Origin of the sequence: Halobellus marinus, from assembly GCF_032113415.1 — an archaeon.
Lineage (GTDB): Archaea > Halobacteriota > Halobacteria > Halobacteriales > Haloferacaceae > Haloquadratum > Haloquadratum marinus.
Map to the genome: position 1 here is coordinate 34,354 of NZ_CP134947.1, position 23,770 is coordinate 58,123.

The 23,770-nt window shown below is 63.9% G+C and carries 16 protein-coding genes and 2 pseudogenes; 10 read left to right on the forward strand and 8 right to left on the reverse strand.

Features of this window, described 5'->3' with window-relative positions:
- The first annotated feature begins 116 nt into the window (after positions 1 to 116).
- The 3 genes from RJT37_RS18615 to RJT37_RS18620 all read left to right on the forward strand — a co-directional run bounded on the left by RJT37_RS18615 (position 117) and on the right by RJT37_RS18620 (position 2,146).
- Positions 117 to 602 (forward strand): hypothetical protein, encoded by a 486-nt coding sequence (locus RJT37_RS18615; RefSeq protein ID WP_313690271.1) that lies wholly within the window; start codon positions 117 to 119, stop codon positions 600 to 602.
- Between the two features lie 14 nt (positions 603 to 616).
- Positions 617 to 880: a CPBP family glutamic-type intramembrane protease gene (locus tag RJT37_RS20735; protein WP_425604926.1), complete on the forward strand. Its 264-nt coding sequence runs from the start codon at positions 617 to 619 to the stop codon at positions 878 to 880.
- Positions 881 to 1,351: 471 nt separating this feature from the next.
- Positions 1,352 to 2,146: a DUF6997 domain-containing protein gene (locus tag RJT37_RS18620; RefSeq protein WP_313690274.1), complete on the forward strand. Its 795-nt coding sequence runs from the start codon at positions 1,352 to 1,354 to the stop codon at positions 2,144 to 2,146.
- Positions 2,147 to 2,757: 611 nt separating this feature from the next.
- Here the strand turns inward: RJT37_RS18620 and RJT37_RS18625 are convergent.
- The 6 genes from RJT37_RS18625 to RJT37_RS18650 all read right to left on the reverse strand — a co-directional run bounded on the left by RJT37_RS18625 (position 2,758) and on the right by RJT37_RS18650 (position 10,131).
- Positions 2,758 to 3,837, reverse strand: coding sequence for an Mrp/NBP35 family ATP-binding protein (locus RJT37_RS18625; protein WP_313690224.1), 1,080 nt, complete (start codon positions 3,835 to 3,837; stop codon positions 2,758 to 2,760).
- An 11-nt stretch (positions 3,838 to 3,848) separates the two neighbouring features.
- On the reverse strand, positions 3,849 to 4,415 hold the full coding sequence (locus tag RJT37_RS18630) for a TorD/DmsD family molecular chaperone (protein WP_313690276.1): 567 nt from the start codon (positions 4,413 to 4,415) through the stop codon (positions 3,849 to 3,851).
- A gap of 152 nt (positions 4,416 to 4,567) precedes the next feature.
- Positions 4,568 to 5,884 carry a molybdopterin dinucleotide binding domain-containing protein gene (locus RJT37_RS18635; RefSeq protein WP_313690278.1) on the reverse strand — a complete coding sequence of 439 codons (1,317 nt, stop codon included), beginning with the start codon at positions 5,882 to 5,884 and terminating at the stop codon, positions 4,568 to 4,570.
- Positions 5,835 to 7,829 (reverse strand): molybdopterin-dependent oxidoreductase, encoded by a 1,995-nt coding sequence (locus RJT37_RS18640; RefSeq protein WP_313690280.1) that lies wholly within the window; start codon positions 7,827 to 7,829, stop codon positions 5,835 to 5,837. Before RJT37_RS18640 ends, RJT37_RS18635 begins: the two co-directional genes overlap by 50 nt.
- A 76-nt stretch (positions 7,830 to 7,905) precedes the next feature.
- On the reverse strand, positions 7,906 to 8,961 hold the full coding sequence (gene nrfD, locus RJT37_RS18645; RefSeq protein WP_313690282.1) for an NrfD/PsrC family molybdoenzyme membrane anchor subunit: 1,056 nt from the start codon (positions 8,959 to 8,961) through the stop codon (positions 7,906 to 7,908).
- Between the two features lie 138 nt (positions 8,962 to 9,099).
- Positions 9,100 to 10,131: a 4Fe-4S dicluster domain-containing protein gene (locus tag RJT37_RS18650; protein ID WP_313690232.1), complete on the reverse strand. Its 1,032-nt coding sequence runs from the start codon at positions 10,129 to 10,131 to the stop codon at positions 9,100 to 9,102.
- A gap of 339 nt (positions 10,132 to 10,470) precedes the next feature.
- Here RJT37_RS18650 and RJT37_RS18655 point away from each other — a divergent pair, with 339 nt between their 5' ends.
- The gene (locus tag RJT37_RS18655) at positions 10,471 to 12,312 is read left to right on the forward strand and encodes a bacterio-opsin activator domain-containing protein (protein WP_313690284.1); all 1,842 of its coding nucleotides are present in this window, start codon (positions 10,471 to 10,473) and stop codon (positions 12,310 to 12,312) included.
- A 263-nt stretch (positions 12,313 to 12,575) separates the two neighbouring features.
- Positions 12,576 to 12,876 (forward strand): annotated as a pseudogene (locus RJT37_RS18660) (hypothetical protein).
- Positions 12,877 to 13,032: 156 nt separating this feature from the next.
- Here RJT37_RS18660 and RJT37_RS18665 read toward each other — a convergent pair.
- The gene (locus RJT37_RS18665; RefSeq protein ID WP_313690238.1) at positions 13,033 to 13,740 is read right to left on the reverse strand and encodes a DUF2238 domain-containing protein; all 708 of its coding nucleotides are present in this window, start codon (positions 13,738 to 13,740) and stop codon (positions 13,033 to 13,035) included.
- A gap of 61 nt (positions 13,741 to 13,801) precedes the next feature.
- Positions 13,802 to 14,820: pseudogene (locus tag RJT37_RS18670) on the reverse strand (DHH family phosphoesterase).
- A gap of 294 nt (positions 14,821 to 15,114) precedes the next feature.
- Here RJT37_RS18670 and RJT37_RS18675 point away from each other — a divergent pair.
- Genes RJT37_RS18675 through RJT37_RS18695 form a run of 5 tightly spaced genes read left to right on the forward strand, consistent with a single transcriptional unit; the run spans position 15,115 to position 23,768 of the window.
- A complete protein-coding gene (locus tag RJT37_RS18675) occupies positions 15,115 to 16,152 on the forward strand; it encodes a hypothetical protein (protein ID WP_313690286.1) in 1,038 nt (345 codons plus the stop codon).
- Positions 16,083 to 17,321, forward strand: coding sequence for a hypothetical protein (locus RJT37_RS18680; RefSeq protein WP_313690245.1), 1,239 nt, complete (start codon positions 16,083 to 16,085; stop codon positions 17,319 to 17,321). The genes RJT37_RS18675 and RJT37_RS18680 overlap by 70 nt, the downstream gene beginning before the upstream one ends.
- The gene (locus tag RJT37_RS18685) at positions 17,321 to 20,944 is read left to right on the forward strand and encodes a DUF6603 domain-containing protein (protein WP_313690288.1); all 3,624 of its coding nucleotides are present in this window, start codon (positions 17,321 to 17,323) and stop codon (positions 20,942 to 20,944) included. Before RJT37_RS18680 ends, RJT37_RS18685 begins: the two co-directional genes overlap by 1 nt.
- A complete protein-coding gene (locus tag RJT37_RS18690; RefSeq protein WP_313690290.1) occupies positions 20,941 to 23,118 on the forward strand; it encodes a hypothetical protein in 2,178 nt (725 codons plus the stop codon). The genes RJT37_RS18685 and RJT37_RS18690 overlap by 4 nt, the downstream gene beginning before the upstream one ends.
- Complete coding sequence (locus RJT37_RS18695; protein ID WP_313690292.1) at positions 23,115 to 23,768, forward strand: hypothetical protein; 654 nt, start codon at positions 23,115 to 23,117, stop codon at positions 23,766 to 23,768. The genes RJT37_RS18690 and RJT37_RS18695 overlap by 4 nt, the downstream gene beginning before the upstream one ends.
- The last annotated feature ends 2 nt before the right edge of the window (positions 23,769 to 23,770 follow it).

A 23,770-nucleotide genomic window follows, 5' to 3' on the forward strand; every position in this document is an offset into this window, starting at 1 on the left:
TGTACCTATGAGTACTGAAGCCAGGAGTGCAACAGATCTACGGGGAGTGTCAGTCACCGTGGATCAGGTCTTGTATGCGGGTGAACCGATGATACCCGGTACTGCGGTCAAGACGTATGATCGTCACCGCATCGCTACCGATGCGGGGACACACCACAGACGGGGTACTCGTTGATATGAATTCGGTACGACAGTGGATTCATCGGGTCACACACGACGTGTCGGATGACCGTGTCAGAGCAACGTGGCGCGGAATACTACCGTGGGCGGTTGGTTTCGGCGTCCAACTCCTGGCGCTGGCCATAGCGGGATTTGCTATCCGGAGCCTGTTCGACGTCTCTGGACTCGGGGACGGAACGGTCGCGTTATTGGATATCGGGCTCTTGGGGGTCGCCTCGGGTCTCGGGCTGCTCGTCGCAATCGCACTCGGAACGCGGCTTGATCAGCGATCGCTCGCAGCGTTCGGGGTTAGAGCCTCCAGGAGTGAGTTGGTGGACTGGGTGGCTGGAATCGTCATCGGGGCGCTCACATACGGCGTGCCAACCGCCGTGTTCCTCCAACTCGGGGAGCTGACGCAACGGCGGGGTTCAGTACCCAGATAGCTGACCCCAGCGTCTTGGCACTAGTCGGTACGGTAGCTCTCGTTTCCTTCGGGTTGCAAACTGCGTTCGAGGAGTTCGCTTTCCGTGGGGTGATGCTATCGAATTTCGCAGAAGGGATGCTCGCTCGGGGCAGCTCTTCCAACTGGTCTGTCGTTATTGCGCTACTGACGAGCTCTGCGATATTCGGAGTGAGTCATATCGTTACCCAAGGTGGAGGCGGTGCCGAGGGACGAAGTATTCAGATAGTCGTCGCGAGCACGCTGCTGGGGTTGTTGTAGGGCGGAGCGTACGTCCTCACAACGCGGTTAGCGGTCCCGTTCGGCCTCCACTTCGGGCACAATCTCTGGGCAGCGATGATGTTGCAGCCGACAGAAGTAGCCGCGACAATACCGGCTCTCGGGCACGTCGCGTACTCGGTGAGCAGATACGAACTGGCCCTCGGGAAGATGGTCGTCGGGGCTGCTGCGTACTTGTGTGGCTGTACCTGACTCGTGGCGAATTCAGGATCGAAGGGCAAAGCACCCGCCAGACGGAACCACGAGTCGATCTCGAGGTCAATTTGACGGTGCACCAACAGCGGTGTCGCGGTCGCGCTCGCTTTTGATCGCCCGCACAACCCGGCCACAGTCGTCAGGGTTTAGCTCACGCACGTCCGACTGGCGGCTGTTGTGAGCCATTGGGACCCAGCGTTGCGCTCGGTACAGGAGGCAGCCACCGGGCTTTACGGCCCGAGGTCGTTCACTGGTTATTTGCGGGAAATCGGCCAGGATCCGGGCCAATATCGGACGGCGGCGGAACTCACGGCCGACACCCGGCAGCAGCTGTCGAGTCGGTTGGCGGAGCGAGAGACGATGGTCCTGTCGTTGGGGCGAGCGACGGACGGCTCCGGAACTCAGTTTGCGCTCGTTCACGTTCCGGACCACCTGGACGACTTTTTCATCGACGAGCGGGCGTTCCGTCCGGACGAACGGGAGACGGTAGATTACACGGCGGAGGGAGACGATACGCTCGCTCTCGGACAGGAGGTGCAGGATATGCTCGAAGTGTATCGGTCGCTGCCGACCTTCTCGGAGACGGGGTTCCTGAACTTCGCCCTTTCGACGGGGCTTTTTTCCCGAGCGCTCGATCTCGACGCTGCACAGATCGGCACTGCTCCGACGACCGTCGCGTCCAGCTTCGATTTCGAATTCGAACCACATCCCGACCGACCGACGATTCTCCATCACAACGACGGTCAGATCGAAATCGACGCGCTCGTGATGACTCGCCGCAACGGCGAGCGCGTTCTCCTGGTCATCGAGGCGATGTGTGGGGGGCGACGGAACCTGGCCAAGCACAAACTGGGCTATCCGGCGCTTGCGGCGGAGACGTCACTGTCGCTCGACGTTGATCGAGTGATTCCTGTCTACCTTCGCGCACGTCCGGTAAAGGAGGGTGTTCGATACAGCATCTACGAGTGTTCGGAGATTCCGACGGGCGAGGAACGGCCCTGTCTTGCGAAGTTGCACGTCGTCGACGACTCCCACTACGAAGTACGTATCTGATTCGGCTACGGGCGGGGCTTCTTTGACCGGGCCACAGGACAGCCACACGGATAGGGTGTCATAGAACTCCTGTTACGGTGTTTATTTCACGATCCCACAGCCGAATCAACCCAAGACTCTGCCTGCGTGTTGAGCATCCGCGAGCGGAGCGAGCGGTTCACCGGACCCGACCGTAGGGAGGGTCCGGCCTTTTGGCATCAACGGGTTTTCCCGGGGTTTGACCGAGCGATGCGAGGGAAGACCCCGGGAAAAGAGGTTGCTGAATTGAGCTCGGGTGCGGAAAGTCTTCTATAACACCCTCACGCAGATGGTGACCCAGCAGGTGATGCGTGGAACGTATGCATCTCGAAACCAACAGGCTGCAACGCCCGGCCTGAAATCTCTTGGTGGGACTCCTCCGCGTTCACGCGGAGGAGGTCAAGTGCCTTCGTGACATCCGCACCGGAATAGCGGGCGACGCTTTCCGAGGTTCTTCTGTTACTAACTGAAGCCGGGTTACAATCGACACCGACCAGCGAACTGTTTGCGGCGCCGATCCCTCCCCGAGGTCGCAGACGAGACTGAACCCTCGGAGTTCCGAGAGATTGTCGATATCCGGACCGAGCGGATCTTTACCCACTACCGTCAGTCGCAGTCTGGCGGTGGTGGCGTCGCAGCACGCCAATTTTGTTCGCAACCGTCGCCGCGAGGTCTTGGAATGCTTCCGCGGTCTTGGCGGCGTCCTGACGGACGATCGGCTCGCCGGTGTCGGCGCCCGCACGGATCGCCGAATCCAGTGGGAGCGATCCGAGGTACGGGACATCGACTGCGTCGGCCAGCTCTCGGCCACCGTCTTCACCGAAGATCTCGTGAGCGTCTCCGCAACTCGGGCAGACAAAGCCGCTCATATTCTCGACGATACCCAACACGTTGGTCTGGTACTCGCCGAACATCTCGATACCCCTGCGGGTATCGTCCACGGCGACGGACTGCGGTGTTGTGACGACGACAGTCCCCGTGACAGGTAAGTGCTGAAGCACCGTCAGCTGGACGTCACCGGTACCCGGCGGGAGATCCACGACGAGGTAGTCCAACGTTCCCCACGAAACGTTGGCAAACAGGTCGGTGAGGGTGTTCTGTGCGACCGGACCGCGCCAGACCACCGGATCGTCGTCTTCGATCATCAGTCCGACGCTCATCAGTTTGAGCCCGTGAGCGGTCGGTGGTTCAATTCGGTCTTCGCCGTCGACGGTCGTCACATCGGGATCGGTGTCGGCGCCGAGCATCTGTGGGACGTTCGGGCCATACACGTCGGCGTCGAACAGCCCAACGTTCGCCCCGCGGTCGGCGAGGCCGGCGGCGAGGTTGACAGCGACAGTGCTTTTCCCGACACCCCCCTTTCCGGAGGCGACGGCGATCACGTTTTTGACGCCAGGCAGAACCGACGATTCGGCAGAATCGAACAGCGGTACGTTCGCCGAGAGCTCGACATCGACCCCCGCATCGTCGGCGACCTCACGGACGCGCTCCGCGATGGCGGCCTCGTCAGGGGCGTGCGGCGCGCCGAGCGCGAGCTCGACGGCAGCGGTCCCGTCGTCGACGGAAATGTCGGTAACGAGTCCGGCAGTGACGATGTCAGTATCGAGCGCCGGGTCGTCGATGGCGCGGAGGCGATCACGAAGGTCGGCGTCTGAGATGTCTGTGGTTGTCATCGGTCGAGTGGTTACGAGGGTATAGTTTCGGACGGTTGTTGATCGGCCTGTACGACTTCTTCGGCGTCCCACGCGGTGAACGTCCGTGCGAGACGAGCGATTGCGGCGAAGACGCCTTCGACTGTGTCGCTGCTTGCGACGGCCTCTTCGAACCGGTCGATCCAGCCCAGTTGGGAGAGCGTCCGGGCCTGAAGTTCGCGGACTGCATCGAGGTTTGCTTCGGTTCCATCGCCTTCGAGTAGCGCCGCCTCCCGCTCACAGAGCGCGCGCATAAACTCGAAACAGGTGGCGATGTGGTCGGGGATGTCGCCACCGCGCTCGGGCGAGAACCCGGCGGCGGCGTACAGCCGCGCCATATCGGCGGCCGGATCGCCGAGGAGTTCGCCGGCCTCGCCGGCGGTGTGGTACCGCGAGTCCGACTCGAACGCCTCGCTCGGATCGGTCGCGTGAGCGGACGCGAACGGCGGGACGTAGTTGGTCCCCGGCACGACGAACAGGTTGTCGTACCCGACGCCCAGCGAACCTGCGTCGTGGTCGTCGCCGCGGAGGTCCGCCGTCTCGATGTTGATCGGGAACACTTCGGCAACGGCCGCGAAGGCCCCCTCGATCGAGCGCGGCTGCTGTCGTCTCGGCCTCGCCGTCGAAGGTCGCAGCCAACAGCCCGTACAGTCGGGCGCGGGCCGTTGCCATCGCCGCCTCGTCGCGGCCGTCAGTCGTGTGCGTGGGCATTTCAGATCACCTCTGCTCCACGTCGACGAAGGCGTCGTACTGCGCGTTGCTTCCACCAACGAGGTCCGAGAGGCCGGTGTCGCCGAGCTCTGCATCCAACGGCTGGACGTGATTGATCGCAAAGCCGGCGTCGCGCCCCTTTTGCGTACCCGGCCTCCTCGGTCATCGGCTCGTCGAACTGGTAGTCGCTGTGCCCATCGGCTTCGACCGCCGGCCGCGTTTCGCCGTCGATCGTCTCGGCCGTCGCACCGCCACCCGTTCGGCCCCATCCCCACATCGCGCCGACGACGCCGGGACGGATTCCGCTCGTGACCATCGCGACCGCGTCGACGGTCTTGCGGCCTGCATCGAGGACGATGTCGTCGCCGTTTTCGATGCCCCGCTCGTCGGCGTCGCGGGGGTTGATCCACACGGGGTTCTCCGGACGCGTCTCGCGGAGCCACGGGCTGTTCTGGGTGCGGTGCATCCCCTGCGTCCGCGGCTTCCAGTTGATCAGCCGGAGCGGGCGCTCCCGGTTGTCGTCGCCGCTCACCGCGGCCTGCACGGTCCCGTCGTAGTGCTCGACGTCGTCGACCCGCGGGAGCGGGTCGAACCGCTCGCCGGTGAAGGAGTGTTTCCCCTTCGGGACGACTTCGCTGTAGAAGTCGACCCGCGACTCGAGCTTGTACCGCATATGCTCGCCGTCGTAGGCGTTCGAGTCGTCCGCGCGCTCGGCGTAGTCGTACCCGTGACCGTGCTCGGCGAACGCCTCCCCGTAGCCGTCGGTCGGCTCCTCGAAGCGGCCGCCTCGGTTCAACACCGTGACGACCTTCCGCCATTCCTCGTCGGTGACGGCCGCCCGCCAGCGCTCGAGGTCGAACTGATCGCCGAGCCCGTTCTCGTGGCTCTCACGGAACACCCGCAGTTCGTCTTCAGTCGCGTCCGTGACCGGATCCCGGCCGTACGCGATGTTGGTCGCGAGCTTCAGGTAGAAGTCCTCGGCCTGTTCGAGGGGCCACAGGTCGCCGTCCGCGTCGGGGATGGCGTCCGCACCGACGCCGGGGAGATCCAGCTCCGACCACAGCTCGACGAGCACATCCTCGAACGGACGCGCGTCGGGGACGACGGAGACGGCCGGCTGGCTGATCTTCTCGTCGGCCAGCCGCTTGTTCGGGTATGTCCCGAAGTTCTCCCAGCGTTCGAGGTAGGTCGGCTCGGGCAGGATGTAGTCGGCGTACTGGCTCGTATCGCCGATGACCGTGTCCGAGGCGACGATCAGCGGGATCGTCTCAGTGTCTTTGAGGATCGCCGGGATCTCGTCGCCGCCGGCGACCGCCATAACGTGGTTGTTCGAGTACGGCCGGATGAACAGCGCCTCGACGCCGTACGGGTACTCCTCTGCGGCGCTGCCGTAGAGCTCTTGGGTGGCCTGTGGCGGCGCAACAGGGAACCACGGCCGCTTCGCCGGGTAGCCGTCGTCGCGGTCGAAAAGCGAGGTGTCTTCGTAGTTGACGCCGCCGCGGAGCAGGGGATCCCCACGGCGCGTGCCCGTCCGGGACCGAGCCGAGTTCGTACCGGCCGGACATCGTGTCGTAGCCCGCGTAGGGCGTGATCTGGCCGCCCTTCCAGTCGTAGTTCCCGATGAGGTGCTGGAGGGTGGCGATCGCCCGCGTGTTGTAGAAGCCGTTGGTGTGTTTCGCCGGGCCGCGGTAGGCCATAATCGCTGCGCGTTTCCCGTGGCTGGTGAACTCGTCGGCGATCTCGGCGATCTGGTCGGCCGGCACGCCGGCCATCTCGGCGTACTCCTCGACGGTGTGTTCGAAGACGCGCTCGCGGTACTGGCTCCAGACGCTCCGAACCGCCATCCCGTCGACCGTCACGTCGACGTCGAGAACGGCCGTGTCGATTTCGCTCGCGGGTCGTGGTTCGCCTGTGGCCGCATCGACAGCGACAAAGTCGTCGGCGGCCTCGTCGTCTTCCGAAACGAGTCCGAGGTCGGCGGCGCGCGCTTTCGGTCCTGCCGACTCGTCGACGAGCACGAGGTGCGCCGCGTCGCTCCACGTGGGTTCGTCGTCGTCGCTCGCGGCCGACTGCGAGGGGTTCTGGAGGTAGGTCAGATCGTGGCGGTCGTTCTCGATAATCCACCGCGCCATCCCGAGCGCGAGCGCCCCGTCCGCACCGGGTTCGACAGGCACCCACGTGTCGGCCTTTTCGGCGGTCTTCGACAGGCGCGGATCGACGACGTCCATCCGCATTCCGTCCTCGATAGCGTTCGTCAGCTTCGGCGCGAGCCACGTCGGGCCCTTGTTGGCGACCATCGGATTGGTCCCCCACGCGATGAGGTACTCGCAGTTCTCGATGTCGGGGTACTGCCGCTTCTTCTTTGCAGCGTGCGAACGGACGTTGCCCATCACGCTCGAAACGCCGCAGGTCCCGGCGTGGTGGATGCTGTTTATGGATCCCAGCCCCTGGTGCCAGAGCCGGTTCCGGATGAAGTTGCGGCGGAATCCCCCGACGTCGACGATCTGGTTGGACTTCGGCCCCAGATCGGGGTGGTCGGTGTCGATGAGGTCGTCCGCGTACTTCTCGTCGAAGTCAGACTTGGACAGCTCGCCGCTCTGGACTGCCTCCCAGTCGCTCATCACCGCCTCCTGTGGGGCGTATCCCCAGATGTCTTTGAGTCCAGGGTGGCCGAGGTCGTCGTCGCCCTCGACGATGTCTCGAATCACCTGGTCCCACGAGACGGTCTTCCACTCGCCCGACCCGCGCGGACCGACCCGTTTCATCGGCTTGCGGACACGGTAGCTGTCGAAGGCCGTCTGGATGCCCGCCTGGCCCTTCAGGCAGATGCGGCCACCTGAAAGCGACCAGCGGTCGGTGTTGACGTCGCCGCTCCCCTCGATGTCGCCCATCGCCACGTCCGCCGGATCGCTCTCGTAGGGCACCTGTGAGAACGGCTGCGTGTTGAGGAACGAATACGGGTTACCGGCGAGCTTCCGGACGAGCGAGCTATACTCGCCGGTACCGCTCCCGTCCGCGAGCTGAACCTTGATCGGACAGAAGGTGTTACACTGTCCGCAGGTGGTGTGTATCACGTCACTCGCGCCGTACTCGCCGTAGTCGTCCCCGACGTAGTGAAACTCGTCGTCTGTCCACAGGTCGTCGACGTCCACGTCGACCGCGGCGTTGCTGGCCGCCGCGATGATTCCGATACTTCCGACCGCCTTGACGAAGTCACGACGCGATACGCCTGCGCCGTCCTCGCCTGAACCGTCAGTACTCATTCGTGGTCACCTCCGCTCAGCGGCGTCAACGGCAGCGTCTCCGCACCGAGCGTGTACAACAGCAGTCCGACGCCTATCATCCCGACACTCGTCCCCCACTCGACCAGCGTCGGGAAGTACGATCCGTGGGGAGCCCCTCCATCACCGGCATAATCTGTGCCGGAACGACGATATTGAACCGCACCGCGACGATCCCGATTACGACGCTCAGTCCGGCAAGCACCATCACCGACGGCGTGCGCCGCCAGGACTTCTTGGTCAGCAATACCATCGGGAACACCCAGCTGAGTCCGATCATAAACCACCAGAACGACCACGACATCGGGCCGTACATAATGACCTGCCAGGTCTCGATCTCGTGGGGGTGGAGGCTGGCGATCGCGATGAACGTCTCGATGGCGGTCAGGGCGGCGTCGACGATAATGAAGCCGATCAAAAGCTGTGCGAGGCGGTCGAGCAAGTCCGGGTCGACCGAGTCGCCGTCGAACAGCCGGGTCCGAAGCACGTAGATCACCATCACGAGGGCGGTCCCGCTGAGCAGCGCCGAGATGACGAAGATCACCGGAAACAGCCCGCTGTTCCAGTACGGACGGGCCTTCGAGACGGCGAACAACACGCCGGTCCCGCCGTGGACCATAAATATCGCCAGCGGGATCCCGACGATACCGGCCCGCTTGAGCCAGCGCTGGTCGAACGACTGGGACCCCTCGCTCGTGTCCAGCCGGCCGAGCGCGAGCGCCGCGTAGAACGTCTGTCGAAGCCCCGAGGCGCGCTGCGCGACCCGCGCGAGGTCGATCCGCATCGAGAAATACAGCTCCGTGACCAGAATCCCGATATAGGCAACGTAGGCGTGCACTTCCCACGAGAGCGCGGAGGTCAGTTGGCGCCAGAGGAACGGGAAGTACATCCGGTCCATCCGTCCGAGGTCGATCCAGACGAACAAAAGCGCCACCGCCATACTGATGATGGCCGCAAACAGCGCGTCGCGGTCGATCCTGTGCATCCCTTCGACCTCGAAGACGTTGGCCATCGTGCTCACGAGGAACGCGCCGGCGGAGAGGCCGACGAAGTAGATGTAGAAGGCGACCCACGCGCCCCACGGGACGATGCTCGTGAGGTTGGTACTCGCCATTCCCCCGTGAGCCGCAGGTACGTCGCGTACGCGCCGACGGCGACGAGAACGCCGATGATCGCGTACCAGGCGACGCGCAGCCGGTCGTCTTCGAACCCCGGATCGAACTCGAAGCGTGAACTCTGTGTTGCCATTGTCTTATTTGAGGTAGTAGACGTTGGGGTCGGTCCCCTCGTCTTCTTTCAGTTGGAACGCGCGTGAGGAGTCGGCCATCTGTGCCACGTCGCTGTCGGGGTTCTCGAGATCGCCCATATTTCGGGCGTCGCCGATACAGGTCTCGACGCACGCCGGCTCTTCGCCGCGCTCCAGCCGGTGCGTACAGAAACTGCACTTGCGGATGTTGCCGATCGGCGATTTTCCCTCTTCGCGCGGTCCCCGGTCGACTCCGTACTCGGGACTTGTCAGTTCGCCGGCCTCGTCGACCTCGTCGTCGTAGTTCTCGCCGAAGTCGAAGTACCGCGCCCCGTACGGACAGGCGATGTTGCAGTACCGGCAGCCGATACACCGGTCGTAGTCGATGTTGACCACGCCGTCGTCCATCTTGTACGTCGCCGAGACCGGACACACCTGCACGCACGGCGGGTTATCGCACTGCATACACGGTCGTGGCACGTTCGTCCGGGTGACGTTCGGGAACTCGCCGTGTTCCTCTTCCATCACGACGTTGTAGGAAACGCCGGGCGGTGTCCGGTTTTCGGACTTACACGCGACCGTACACGAGTCACAGCCGACGCACTTCTGGAGGTCGATTACCATCCCCCACTTCTCGTCACCAGCGCCGATCCCACCGTCGGGCCCGTCTCCTTCGACCTGCGTCGACTCCGTCGCAACGGTGTCCATCGATCCGACGGCACAGCTCAACGATTCGGCCGTCTCCGTCGAGACAGTCTGGTCGCCGGCGTCGACCGCGGGGTTCGGCGTCTCCTGATACGCCTCGCCGAACTCGGCAGCCGCGGCTTCGTCGTACTTTTCCCAGTACTCGTCGCCGGAGAGTTCACCGCGTGCGACGCGCTGTGCGTCCTCGGCCATCGCGACGCCGAGATCCGTGTCCGCCTCGACGTCTGCGAGTTCCTCTCGCGGATCGGGTCGCTCCTTCTCGACCATCGCGTCGAGGTCGGCCTTCCCGACGTTCGGGATACCAGGGAGCGTGTCGTCGTCTGTGGTGCTCATCGCGACCACCTGTTGCCGGTCGTCCTGCCGACGAGCAGTTGCTCCTGCGTCAGCCGGTCAGTCTTGGAGTTCATACACGTATTCGTACGTTGCCGCCCGTGGAGAGGGTGATACCAATATAGTCTGAGTCGGCCCGACCCCGGAGAGACACCACATATCGAGGGTACCAATACTGTTTGGGTCGGGGTCAGCCGGGGACAAATCAGGCCGCGTCTCGAGCGGAGCGCCGACCACAGGGATTATTCGGCGAGACCAGTTACCTCCGAGTATGAATTGGTCGAGTCGAAGCGGACGAACGCTCCGCGGCCGAGGGTCCTGTCGGAGGCGGACGCGACCCGTATGAACGCGATTATCGCCCTCTCGATCGGACTGCGGCTCCTCGGCGTCGGCTATTCGATTCTGCTCCTCGCTCGCACCCGTGACCGCCGGTTCGGCTTCCTGACGCTGCTGTTTTCCTTTATGACGCTTCGGCAACTGCTCACCGTACAGACGGCGAGCACCGGGCTCGAAGAGCTTCCCGGCCTCGTCGTGAGCGTGCTGACTTTGTTGACAGTGTACTATCTCTCCGAGTACGTCACCGAAGAAAACGCCCTCAAGACGGAGCTTCGGGCAGTAAACGAGCGCCTCCGGAGCTTTCGGAAGGCCATCGAACACGCCGGGCACGCGATCTTTCTCACCGATTCCGACGGGACTATCGAGTACGCCAACCCGGCCGTCGAGTCGGTCACTGGGTACGACCGAGAGGAGGTGATCGGAGAGACTCCTCGGCTCTGGCAGTCCGGGAAACACGGCGACGACTTCTACGCGGAGCTGTGGGGCCAAATCACGTCAGGATCGGTCTGGGAAGGCGAACTGACGAATCGCCGGAAATCAGGTGAGCTACTGTGGATAGACGCGACGATCGCCCCGATCACTGAGGACGGGGACGTGAATCGCTTCGTCGCGATCGAGCGCGACGTCACCGAACGAAAGGAACGCGAAATGCGCATCGAGGATCAGAACGGGCGCTTAACGGTACTGAACAATACAAACGAAGTGCTCCGCGATATCAACCGCGAGCTCGTCGCTGCGTCGACACGCGACGAGATCGAGGCCACCGTCTGTGAGCAGTTCGCCTCGTCGGATCTCTTCGATGTGGCCTGGATCGGTAGTCGAGGACTCGTCGACGGCACAGTTAGCCCGCACTCTTGGGCCGGCAGCGACCTCGGATCGCTCGAGAATCATATCGAAGCGATGTGTACCACCGAGCCGACACCGGTCGAGCAGGCACTAGAGGGACAGGACCCTGTGTTTACCGACGTCGAGGACGACCGATTGCAGACAGTCGGCAAAAAACGGTGCGTCGTCGTTCCGCTCGCCTATCACGATGCGGAGTATGGCGTCCTCGGGGTAGTGACTACCAACCCGAACGCGTTCGACCTGATCGAGCGGGATGTTTTCGTCGAACTCGGTCAAACGATCGCAGACGCCATCAGCGCTGTCGAGAGCAAGCAGACGCTCATTTCCAACAGCGTCACCGAATTAGAATTCCGGTTGACAGGAATCGACGAGCCGTTGGCGAATATGGCAGCACAGCTCGATTGTACGGTCACACTCGAGCACGTCGTCGATGACGGCGACGAGGAGCAGGTCCAGTACGTTACCGTCACCGAACCCGATCCGGAGGTCGTCATCGAGTATGCGGCCGAAGCTGACTTTATCGACACCATAGAGCACGTTTATACGCACGAGGAGCAGGCGCTGTTCCAGCTATCGGTCGACGAACGGTCGGTCGTCAAAACGTTAGCGCAGTACGGGGCAAGCATCGAGTCGTTTTCGGTTACTGGAACCACCGGACGACTGGTCGCACAGGTAGCCAGTTCGAACGATATTCGAAGCGTCGTCAACGCGCTTCGGACGGCCTACGATGGGTTGACGCTGATCGCACAACGAGAGCGCGAGCAGGACATACAGACTGAAGCAGTCTTCCGAAAACAGCTGACAGCCGCGTTGACAGAGCGACAACAGGAGGCAGCACGAACAGCGTACTTTTCTGGATTCTTCGATTGGCCCCGCGAGCACAGCGGAGAGGAAGTCGCGTCGATGATGGACATCTCACAGACAACATTCACCCAGCACCTTCGGGCAGCCGAAAAGAAACTTTTCGCCGCACTGTTCGATGGGACAGTAGCCAATCAGTAGAGTCGCGTTGAGTTTGGCGTGAGTTGTGCCGAAAAGCGAGGGCGTGATAATGATTACTCTCACTTTTTACCGCCGAGCGCCACCCCCGGTGGCGGCGCTCGGCGGTAAGAGACGAGAGTAATCATTATGAAGCCACGAATCTGCTGTCTGCGGATTGCTGTGGTTGAAACTCGTTGCCCGCAGAAGCGAGCAGAGCCGATATTTGATTAACCAACAAAACTGTGCCGTTGGCCGAATGGTTGGTTAATACGAGGCAACAGCTGATATCCTACGCGCCACCGCCACCGACAGCGGGGCTCCCCACAGACATCGTCGATACGCTCGACGGGTACTCGTCAGAGCAGCTTCACTACGGTGCCCGCGACGCTGAAGAGTAACGGAACACAGCGCTCGCGAGGCCCGTCTCGCAGACTTATCCGACGAAGGCGAGATCGACGACCTCCCGAAGGAGGTCCCCTCGAAGGCCACGATCACCATCAGAGAGGATCAACGACAACCGCTACTACTGGCAGTGGCGAGAAGGTAACCTCGAAGTACAGAGGACCCGTAACCCTGGAGGAATAGGCCTGAATCGCAATTTTCTGCGGTGTCAGGTTCGGCGTGGGTGAAGCAGTTTGCGAACGAGGAAAGACGGTGCTTGCACCCTCGACAAACTCGCGTGGAGAGCTGTTTCTGGATCTTCACCCGAGAGGACTTCAACAGCGTCGGATTGCGAAACCGTCATTCAGTCTCGGCTTCGGTGTTGCGGACCGTTTCAAGCGCGAGTCCGAGAACCAGTGTGCCGACGAAAAGCAGGATAGTACTCCCGATGACGACCGTTCCACTGATCTGCGGGATCTGCTCTGTGACCGATACGAATATCCGGACGTCGAACGTGACGACGACGATGGCGCCGATCCCGTTGAATACCATATCGAGAACTGTATCGCGGAGTCCGTAGTACTCGAGGACTGGCGGTCTGTCGATGTACTCACCGATTTCGCGGGCGGCGAGTTCCACGAGTTCCCAGAAGACACCAGCGCCGAGCGTGAACAGGACGGTGAATATGGCTGCGTAGGCATCCGTGACCTGCGATCCGAGTGCGGACGGGGTCTGGAGGCTCGCGTAGACAAGTGCCGCAAGGAGAGCAGCGGAGACGGTGTGTGTGAGATGGTCCCACCACGAGACGGTTTCGTACCATCCGAGCATCCCCAGCATATGAAGAAACCCCGCACCGGCGATCCACGCGGAGAGTTCGGGACCGAACGTGACGTCTGCCCCACCTCCGAGGGAGAGTGCAAGTTCACCGAGAGCCGGCAACGCAGCTGCGACGATGGACGCAATACCGTTCACGACCGCCTGGAGGTTCCGAGATTGCACTCCGATCAAGACCGTTCCGACGATCCCTGCGACGAACACGAAGAACACAGTTTGCAGAACGTTCGTCATACGATGGAGGTCAGGAGTTTAGTATCGTGAGTGAGGTGCTTGCAGGATCCTCGCAGTTGGCTTACTCTCCTTTCTCGTCGGACAGGTTGAGTTCCGCAACGAGGCGTGCGGTAATGACCTGCTCGACGATATCGAGCAACTGGGTGTCGTCAGATGTGTAGTCAGCAAAGATACCGAGCGGGATTTCACCACCCGCAACGTCGTGGTGACCACCACCACTCCCCACATCTTCGAACGCCTTTTTCAGTATCGACCCCGCGTTCACGCGTGCATCTGGTGATCGAGCACTAATGTGAATCGTGTCGTCGACGAGGCCAAACACGATAGCGGTCTGAACGCCCTCCAATCTCACAAGATAATCGACAGCTTGGGGGAGCGCATCCCGTTCGGTCGTCCGGCCGACGTGGGAGATGAGTACCGCTTGGGTGATGTTTCGATTGTCGATAGCGGTCGAGATCGCATCGAGGGTTCCGCCGGACACTGACGGCGTCGATAGCTGTCGGAGCATCTCCTGATCCGCTTTCTCGTGAAGATATCCGGCCGCATCATATTCCTCCGGTGTCGCTCCGCGGAGAAAATCGAGGGTATCCGACCGGATGGCAAACAGGAGTGCTGTCGCAAGATCCGAATCCAGATCGATATCGAGTATGCGCACGTACTCCGTAAGAATCGTCGCCGCTGCGCCAAGTTCCTCGCGATGATCGACGAACCGAGCGTCAATATCCTCGGCAGGATGATGGTCGATCACGATATCGACGGCTGTGTCCGGGGAACCGTGTTGTTCTCGCCCGGAATGGAATGATCGACGAATGCGAGTAACGAATCCGGTTTACGGTTTTGGACGGTAGTGGGATCGAACGGTTTGAGGTCGATATCGAGGAGATTGACGAACGCCCGGTTCTGCTGGTGAGAGATATCGCCGCTGTAGAGGATCCGCTGTTCGTCGATGCCAGCCGCAGCTGCGATCCGACCTAATGCGAGTGCGCTCGCGAGGCAATCCGGATCGGGGTTATTGTGGCAGACGATGTTGATTTCGCTGCCCTCCTCAAGAATCTCGGGGAGTTGTTGTGGCTGACTCATTTTCTGAATCTACGAGCTCTATACAGTTACAACACAGGGAACCCTATTGAAATCGTGAGTACGTCTCATCAATATATTTATTATCTATCGTCGATATGTGTTCTCATACCAGTCCTATTGGGATGCCGGGGGCGTGCGTTTGTGAGAAGCGCGAGTCGCCAGCGCCTCATTCGTGCGCTGGAGACTATGACACGACCCCGACTCCGATCAATTGGCGGGTGCCCATCTTCGGGTGACCGTCTGACGACGGTGGACCGACACACGAGCGCTCTCGCCCCCTCGGGGGATTGATCCGTGGCAGAAATCCCGCCCGCCGAACGCCGAATTGCTGCCTTCAACGAGGGTGAGTACGCGGCATTCATCAAAGCCAGCGGCGAATGTTACAGGCGCGAACTCCGCGAGTACGAGGACTTCGTCACGAAGCCAGTTGATCGTGGCCACGAAGTGGCGCTGTACCAACTCATCCAGCAGGTGAAGACCGCCGCGACCAAAGAGGGCGAGGAGTGGGGCGCGGGGGACAAAGACAGCCTCCCGTCGTGGAGTACGCTGGAACAACTGCTGACGACCGACGGGTACTACGGTGCGTTCAAACGCCAGTACACCACACTCACCAATACCCTCGAGACGTGGGGCGCGGAAGTAGCGAACAACGTCACACTCCCCGAGGTCAGAACGTATCTTCGAGACAGAGCAGCGTCCCAAACGATCACCGACGTCGAGGAGACGATCGAACATTTCGGGCAGGCCAAACCCGGACGGGAGGCCCTACAGACGCTCTTCGAGGACGAAACCGGACCACACCATCCGCTCCAGCTGATCACGACGAGTGCCCTCAGCGGACACCTCGATGCGGCCGGGAAGTTCGATTTCGCGAAACCGAAAGCAGCCGATCCGTTTGGCCTCCCAACGAAAGTTGCGAACCTCGTCGCTGCGTTCTCGCCGGCGTTCCTGTTGATGGTGAAGCCGACGGCTTCCCAACAGAAGAACCTCCAGATCATCGGGCGGACGCTGTCGGAATTGGCGGATCGGTTCGTGAGCGTTCCCAACGATGTGTTCTCCCGGTACACGGGCACGCCTGCGGAGCTCGACGACCTCGTCACTCAGTTCAAGTCGGATATGGCCTCCTCGGCGGAAAACTCAAGCGATGGGCAAGGTCCAACTCGTCGACCGTCGCGAAGGTCAAATCGGTCGGCACTGTGGCGGGTGCCATCGGCACAATCAGTGGGCTCTACACCTTCTTTTCGAAAGCCGTGGAGGCGGTTGTGTCTCCGACGGCCGAGCGGATTCGCGACGCAGCCATCGAAGGGGGGAAAGCCTTCGTCGGCGCCGTGAACTTCGTCGAGTCACTCAACAAACAGTACGGGAAACTGAAGGGTTTGACCAAGGCGTTGGAGGAGATCGGTGTCACGGTCCTCCGCGATCTACTCGGCCCGTTTCTCGATGCCTACGACGTATTCGTGAGCACGGTTGGCGCTATCGATCGATACGAGGTCGGCGACCACAGCGCGATGTTCGGACACGGGATGCAAGCGGTCGGTGCCGGGATCGGTATGGGCTGGGGACTCGTCGGGGCGTATTCGCTCATCAAAACTGGGACCGCCGTCTCGATGTCCGGAATCGGCCTCGCCGTCGGACTCCTCTCCGTTGCTATCGGCCTGATCGGTCTCGCGATCGTGACGTGGACGTCGGAAAGCTGGTTGGAGTTGTTCTTCGAGAACTGCCGGTTCGGAGAACTCTGGACGGCGAAGGCCAAACAGAGCCCCTCGACCGAACACGAGGGATTCTTCGAACGACCCGACACGGAGTTCTTCAAATGGTACGACGCCACGCGTCCGCACGTCACTGGGGCCGAGGAGTCGTGGGAAACACGTCCCAACGTTGCCCGGCAGGCCTCGGAGTTTCTCACTGCAGCAACCGGCTTCGGTGTGACGGTTACGATGCCGACTTCGCCGGGATTGAGTGTCCCGAACAAGTACCTCGACGGGAAGTCGCTCACGTGGGACCGAACACTCCGGGCCCGACACAACGACTGGACGGAAGTCGAAGTGACATTCGAGATCCCGGACGAGTTCCCCGACGATTCGACGATCGTCCTCAAGCGCATCGACACACGGGGTGACGTGTACGATGTCACCCCGATCTGGCGGACGAAACTGGCGGAACGTGCACCGGTCATCGGCTTACCCAAGGGAACCGACGGTGCGAGATACGTCGTTCCGGAAACTGTGGTCTATCACACGAGCACCGGGTCGAACGCGACCACGTGGAATCTCCACCTCGCGGGAAAAATCATCAAGCCGGGGCCCGGGCAGCAAATGCGTGGGGTCGGAGACACTGTCGATATCCTCTTTGCGTCAGATACGGTTCCGGCGTACCTCGAGATGGACGTCATTCCCGGTTCGATCGAGACGGAGACGATGGCCCAACGAGACGAGGTCTGTCGTCGCAGCGGTGAGGCAGTAGTGTACCGTGACCGGGTCGAAACCGTGGAGCGTGTCTAATGGCCGAGCGCCAGACCACGGGTGAGCGGATCGCCCAGGAGTTCATCCTGGCGTTTCGACCACTCACCGAAGCCGCGACGGACGGACCGGCGGGGCTCGCACTGCTCGCTGCCGATGCGAACATCGACTTCGAGATGGTATTCACTGACGACGCGGCCATCGAATCGGTCACAGCGTCGTTGGCGGCCGCGGAGACGGTTTTCGACCAGTTGTTCGACGACGGGACCTTCGACCCGGAACTCGGTGATATCGACGAAATCGTCGACGCGGTGGAAGCGAGCGTCGACGCCGTAGAGACACTCGCGTCGATCGACCCCGTTCCAGAGTCGGATATCGATCCCGAAACCGCCGCTATGCGTCTCCGCGATCACCTGCTCGTCGAATACCTCCGGGTCTACCGACCCCGCCTGTACGCCGCCCTCTCGGCGGCCGAAGCGATACAGACGGTCTCCGGCGACTCTCCAGGCATCGATCCGACCGAATCGAAGGTGATCGTGTACGACCGGCTGTTCGATGCGCTGACCGCATCACCGGGCGATGTCGCCGCTTCGCTGGCGGTCGAGTCGGGCTGGTTCGACGTGTATCAGTTGCTCGGGTACGCCCAGGAGGCACTGGAGGGCCGAGGGCTTCCGACCGCGTTCGACTACCCCCGCCCGGCGACGCTCGAACCGTACGGGGTCGACATCGAACAGGTCGACCTCGGTCCGGCACTGGACACTGTCCTGCTGGAGACCACAACCGACGCAGGAGTGGTTCGCGTCGGCGTGACCGTCTACCCGCTCACGGGATCCAACGGAACGATCGACCGAGTGCTGATCTCTCCGTGGGGAATCGCCGACACCGATATGTCCGCCGACCTGAGCGACGACTGGACCTTCGAGTTCGGCGCATCGGCGGCGCTGACCGATATCGGCGTCCTCGTCTCGCCGGACGGTGTCTCCGTGGTGAACGCGTCGAACCCGTCGGACGCCCTGCCCGAGTTCGACGCCGCTGCTGCGGTTCGGTTCGACGGCGAGGAGTCCCCGTTCAGCCTCCTCTCGACGGGCGCGACCCGACTCGACGTCCGCTCGCTGGCCGCCGAGCTGGGGTTCGAGGCCGACGCGGACGGAGCGGAGTTCCGCGTCTCCATCCCCGCGACGGGCGTCCTGGTCGTCGAACCGCAGGGTGGGTTCCTCGAGACAGTGATCCCCGAACCGTTCGAGGCGCCGTTCGAGGTGACGGTGATCTGGTCGTCCGAGACGGGGCTCGGGCTGGACGCGGACGGGTCCCTCGACGTCGAACTCCCGCAACACGTGGACTTCGGGTTCGGCGAGCTTTCCGCGGTCACCCTCGGCCTCGACCTCCCGGACGCCGCCGGATCCGCGCGAGCGACCGCGACCGCGACTGTCGAGATCGGACTCGGTCCCCTCACCGCCCGTGCGGACAACGTCGGACTCGACGTGGCCCTCTCGGCGGCGGCTGACGGGGCCGGAACCCTCGGTCCGCTCGATGTCGACGTCGGATTCAAACCCCCGGGCAGGATCGGCATCGACGTCGACGCCGGCGCGGTCACGGGCGGTGGCGTTCTCGACCTCGACCCCGCCACCGAGAGCTACGCCGGTGCAGTCGAACTGCAGGTCGGGCCACTCGGACTCTCCGCCGTCGGTCTCCTGACGACCCGGCTTCCGGACGGGGGGTCCGGCTTCTCGCTTTTGGTGATCGTGTCCGGCGAGTTCCCCCCGGTGCAGTTGGGCTTCGGATTCACGCTGAACGCCGTCGGCGGCCTCGTCGGTGTGAACAGGCGGCTCCACGCCGATCCGCTGCGAGACGCGATTCGCGGGGGACGGGCTGACTCGATCCTCTTCCCGGAGAACGTCGTCGCCAACGCCGACCGGATCATCAGCGACGTATCGGCGATCTTCCCGCCGGCACGGGACTCGTTCGTGTTCGGGCCGATGGTCAGACTCGGATGGTCGACGCCCCCGATTCTCACCGCGGACCTGGGTGTCGTCCTTGAACTCCCCCGCGGACGGGTGTTTGTCTTGGGAGCCTTCGACGTCGCCTTGCCGAACCAGGAGGTCTCGCCGCCGGCGATCGACCTCCACTTGGACGTCGTCGGCGAGATCGACATCCCCGGAAAGCGCCTCGCCGTCGACGCTGCGTTGTACGACTCCCGTGTCGTGAACTGGAGCGTCGACGGACAGATGGCGCTCCGCTCGTCGTGGGGCACCGACCCCGCGTTCCTGCTCGCCGTGGGCGGATTCCACCCCGCATACGACGCGCCGACCGGGTTCCCGACACTCGATCGAGTCCGTGTGAGCCTGGACGTCCCCGGCGGCAATCCGGTCGTCGAACTCACCGGCTACTTCGCCGTCACGTCCAACACGCTCCAAGTGGGCGCTCAGGCGTACGCTGCTTTCGAAGCGGGGCCGTTCAGCGCGAAGGGGACCCTGGGCTTCGACGCGCTGTTCTACCTCGATCCGTTCCGGTTCCTGATCGACGTCGCCGCCACCCTCGACGTCCGCGTCGAAGGGTTCTCGCTCGCCATCGACTTCGCCGGAAGTTTCAGCGGCCCGACGCCGTACCGGCTCCGCGGTCGCATCAGCGTCGACATCGGTCCGCTGTCGTTCTCGGCGAACGCGAACGTCGCGCTCGGCGAGGCGCCCCCGGTCGAACCGCTGCCACGCGCGACCATCCTCCCGGAGCTCGTGGCGGCGCTGGACCGCAGCGAGAACTGGAGCGCGGCGCTGCCGGCCGGCGGCACCCCGCTGGTCAGTCTTCGTCGCTCGCCGTCCGACGCGGAAGGCGAGGTCACCGCACACCCGCTCGGCACACTGACGGTCCGGCAGACAGTTGTCCCGTTGGCGTACCGGATCGAGCGGTTCGGTGGTGCCGTCCCGAGCACGCACGATTCGTTCCGTATCGCAGCGGTCCGGGTCGGTGGCGACCCAGTGATGGACCGAGCGCGCAGCGACGTTCTGGAGCCGTTCGCGCCCGGACAGTACCGGAGTCTGACGGCCGCCGAGAAGCTCTCGGGCGACGACTTCGTCGACCTCGCCGCCGGAACGACCGTCGTCGACACCGGCACCGTCCACGGCGGACAGACCGATCAGGCCAACGTGACGCGGACGCGCCTCTCGTACGAACAGCGCGTCCCAGATGAACACAGCGACGGAGCAAGAGAGACCGCGACCGCTCGCTCGTCGGGACACTCCCCGGCTACGGTCGCGGCGTTCTCCGCTGCCGGTGATGTCGCAAACTCCGGCGCTCGACGCACTGGAGAGGCGGCCTTCTCCGTTCGTGCCGCGGAGACGCGGGCCGCGGACGGTGTCGCCGTCGACCTCCGAGACGCCCGGTTCGGTGACGCTCTCACCGCGGCCGGTACGGCCGAAGACAGCGACGGTATCACGGACGGCGGTGTCAGGACCGACGAGGGGTCGTTCCAGGTCGGCGATTCCGACCACGTCGTCGTCGACCTCCGGACGTTAGAGCCGGTGGCGATCGCCGACGAGGACGCGCCGACACCGCGCGGTGCACACGCGGCCCGCGAGGCGCTGGCCGCTCACCGTGCGTCCACGTCTCCCGACGGGAGACGGCTCGGCGTCGTGCCGATTCACCGTGCGAACACCGGAGGTGCGCGATGAGTGCGGACCGACCGGGTGCCGGCTACCGCTTCGTTCCCTTCGTCCGGAGCGGATTCCGTCCGGACGAGACCTTCGACGAAGACCGACCGGCGAGCGACCCGCTGACGGGTCCCGTGACGTTCGGCGTGAGCCTGACCGTCGAAGGACGGCGCAAGGCTGACGGCATCAGTGAACCGGCGGACGACGGTCCGGCGCGTACCGTTCGGATGTACGGGCCGGGCGATGTCAGCGGGATCGACACGCGACAGATCGTTCGGACGGAGCCGGCGGCCAACACGACGAACGTGCCACCGACGTCGTTTCCGGCAGTCGAATTCGACCGACCCGACCTGCCGTGGCTGTTCAGCCCCGAACGGGCCGACGACGCCGGCCGAACCACGCCGTGGCTGTGTCTCGTCGTCGTCGCGGACGACCGTGATGACGTCTCACTGGTCCGCTCGACCGACGGCGAGCGGTCCGTGCTCACGGCGCCCGGGAGCGAACTTCCCCCCGCCGAGGAGACGTGGGCGTGGGCCCACGCGCAGGTGATCGGTCCCGGCTCGATCGACGACGTCGTCGCCCGTGATTCGACGCGGACACGTTCCCGACTGCTCTGTCCGCGCAGACTCGATCCGGAGACCGACTACATCGCGGCGGTGGTCCCGACGTTCGAGCCGGGGCGCCTCGCGGGGCTCGGTCAGTCCCCGTACCGTACAGACGAGACGGGCGAGCCCACCGGAAGCGGAGAGATCGGGCGGGCGTGGGACGGCACCGAGTCGGCAGTCGAACTCCCCGTCTACCACCACTGGACCTTCCAGACCGGGCCGGATGGGGACTTCGAGACGCTCGTAGACCGACTCACGCCCCGGGACCTTCCGGCCGATGTCGGGATCAGAACCGTCGACGTGAGTCGCCCCGGCCCCGATAGCCTGGAGCCGGGTCGGACGGACGGCCCCGATCCCGATGCGTCGGTCGTTGACGTCACTGGAGCGCTCGCCTCGCCCGAGTCGCAGCTGCTCCCCGAGTCCGAGGTGCTCGCGTCGTACAGCGACACCCAACGCGAGCGCCTCCGGTCGATCCTCAACCGTCCGAACGCCGCCGGAGTCGACCCGACGGTTCCCGTGGTCGGGCCGCCGATGTACGGGTCCTTCCACGCCGACGTGTCGGCAGTCGCCGAGTCGCCGCAGTGGCTGACGGGGCTCAACCTCGAACCGCGCTCCCGCATCGCCGCCGGACTCGGGGCCGCGGTCGTGCGCGAGAACCAGGAGGCCCTGATGGCCGCCGCGTGGGAACAGGCGGGGGAGCTCGAACAGCTCAATCACGTGCTCGGCGGCGGCCAGGTCGGTCGCGCCGGGGCAGGGCGGATCTACGAGCGCCTCGAATCGGCGTCACTCTCGCGACTGCTCCAGTTCACTGCGCCCGCTCACGACCAAGTCGTGCCCGACCCCGACGAGACGGCGACTGACAGGCGGACGCTGGCCGCACGGATCGACGACAACGACGCGCTCGCGACGGGGGTGTTCCGGCCGACGTTCCGTCGGGTGACACGGCCGAAAGGGACGCTCGGACGAGCGGCATCGATCACGGCGCGTCCGACAGCCTTCGCCGAGGACTTCGTCACGGGGACCGCCACGACCGACGACCTGGCGGACCGCCTCGAGGACCGACTGTACTCCGTCGACGACTTGGCCGATGCCTCCTTGTCGCCGACGACGGACGGCCGTGGCGCGCCGGACCTCTCGAGTCTCTCGGGGACGGAAGCTGCGTTCGACCCCGAGCGAGCGATCCCAGAGGTGGTGTTGAGCCGGCTCAGTGATGCGACAGCGTTGCACGACCGCCCCGACCCGCTCGCCACGGTACTGTGGGCGCCGACGTTCGGAGAGCCGCTTTCGCGGGCGCTGGCTGACCTCTCCGAGGAACACCTCCTGCCCGACGTCGGCGACATTCCGGCCGACACCGTGGGGGCGCTCGCGACCAGTCCGGCGTTCGTCGAGTCGTTCCTCGTGGGCGCCAACCACGAGATGGCGAGGAGCTCCTCTGGCGCCGCTTCCCGACCGACCGACGGGGGACGTACTTCACGACGTTCTGGAACCGCGCCGGCGACCCCTTCGCAGACGGGTCCGGGGACGTCGGCCCGATCACAGAGTGGGGGGATCGCCCGCTTGGGGCAGCGGTCGGTGGAACGGACACCGTGATCGTGGTCCGCGGAGAACTCCTCCGTCGCTACCCTGAGACGGTCCTCTACGCCGTCAAGGCGACGGGGACCGCCGAGGCTCCGACCCCCGCGCTGTCGGCGCTCGAATCCGTCGACCCCGATGATGGCCCCGACGATAGCCTCGCCTTCCCGCGGTTCCGCGGGCGGCTCTCTCCGGACGTGACCTTCCTGGGGTTCGACCTGACCCCGTCGGAGGCGACGGGCGAGACACCGACAGCGGCCGCCGATGGGTCCGGCAACGACGACCTCGGCTGGTTCTTCGTCTTCGAGGAGCCGATGGGGGAGACGCGGTTCGGCCTCGACACCGACGTCGACGGCACGGACGTCGGAACGGTCCCGCGGGGCGTCACGACCGACGGCCCGGAACCGACCGGGAGTACCGCCGGGGAGTCTGGCTGGGACGCGCTCTCGTGGGGACACGTCACGCCGAACGGCTCCCAGCCGGCGGACACCCAGTTCCTCCGCATCAGGGACGGGCTCCCGGACGCCGGATCCTGGCGGATCGAGGGCCACGGCGACGACGCTGCGACGTGGGGCCACAACAGCGCCCACATGGCGCGAATCACGTGGCAACGCCCGGTCCGCGTGTGCATCCACGCCGCCGACTTACTACCAACCGACGACACCTGACG

Bases quoted from the DNA above. Each gene is read 5' to 3' on its own strand.
- RJT37_RS18615 (WP_313690271.1), top strand. From the start codon at position 117: ATGATCGTCACCGCATCGCTACCGATGCGGGGACACACCACAGACGGG.
- RJT37_RS18625 (WP_313690224.1), bottom strand. From the start codon at position 3,837: ATGACAACCACAGACATCTCAGACGCCGACCTTCGTGATCGCCTCCGC.
- RJT37_RS18635 (WP_313690278.1), bottom strand. From the start codon at position 5,884: ATGGCGGTCGCCGGCGGCGACGAGATCCCGGCGATCCTCAAAGACACT.
- RJT37_RS18640 (WP_313690280.1), bottom strand. From the start codon at position 7,829: ATGAGTACTGACGGTTCAGGCGAGGACGGCGCAGGCGTATCGCGTCGT.
- nrfD (WP_313690282.1), bottom strand. From the start codon at position 8,961: ATGGCGAGTACCAACCTCACGAGCATCGTCCCGTGGGGCGCGTGGGTC.
- RJT37_RS18650 (WP_313690232.1), bottom strand. From the start codon at position 10,131: ATGAGCACCACAGACGACGACACGCTCCCTGGTATCCCGAACGTCGGG.
- RJT37_RS18655 (WP_313690284.1), top strand. From the start codon at position 10,471: ATGAACGCGATTATCGCCCTCTCGATCGGACTGCGGCTCCTCGGCGTC.
- RJT37_RS18665 (WP_313690238.1), bottom strand. From the start codon at position 13,740: ATGACGAACGTTCTGCAAACTGTGTTCTTCGTGTTCGTCGCAGGGATC.
- RJT37_RS18685 (WP_313690288.1), top strand. From the start codon at position 17,321: ATGGCCGAGCGCCAGACCACGGGTGAGCGGATCGCCCAGGAGTTCATC.
- RJT37_RS18690 (WP_313690290.1), top strand. From the start codon at position 20,941: ATGAGTGCGGACCGACCGGGTGCCGGCTACCGCTTCGTTCCCTTCGTC.